At 71.6% G+C, this 591-nt stretch carries 1 protein-coding gene; it reads left to right on the top strand.

Annotated features, from left to right (window positions below):
• Window positions 1-581 (top strand): transposase (locus tag G6O68_RS32020; protein WP_165253837.1); only part of this gene is annotated, 581 nt, incomplete at its 5' end.
• Window positions 582-591: the final 10 nt, after the last annotated feature.

A 591-nucleotide genomic window follows, 5' to 3' on the forward strand; every position in this document is an offset into this window, starting at 1 on the left:
GGCTCCGGGCCGGCGTCTTCGAGCAGGCCGCACACGACCTCCGGGCCGTGGCGAGGTTCCTCGCCGACCGCGGGCCGGAGCCGTCGGCGGCGATCCTCGACTCGCGGACGCTCCAGTCGACGCCCGAGAGCGGCGGCCGGGCCGGCTTCGACGGGGCCGAGAAGAAGAAGGGGTCGAAGGTCCACGCGGCCGTCGACACGCTGGGCAACCTGCTGGCGCTGAAGGCGACGCCGGCCGACGAGCAGGATCGGGCCCAGGTCGGCGACCTCGTCAAGGCGGTCCGCGAGGTCACCGACGAGACGGTGGAGGTCGCCTTCGTCGACCAGGGTTACACGGGAGAGGCCGCCGCCGAGGCCGCCGCGTCCGGAGGCGTCCGCCTGGAGGTGGTCAAGCATGCCGAGGCCAAACGCGGCTTCGTCCTGCTGCCTCGCCGCTGGGTCGTGGAGCGGAGCTTCGGCCGGCTCGGCCGCTTCCGCCGACTGGCTCGCGACTACGAACGCTTGAACGAAACCTTGACGGGTTGGCATTGGGTCGCCTTCGTCGGACTCCTGCTGGCCAGGGTGGCTGGCGACAGTTCATAACAGGCTCTAG

The organism is Paludisphaera soli (genome assembly GCF_011064595.1).
GTDB classification, from domain to species: Bacteria; Planctomycetota; Planctomycetia; order Isosphaerales; family Isosphaeraceae; genus Paludisphaera; species Paludisphaera soli.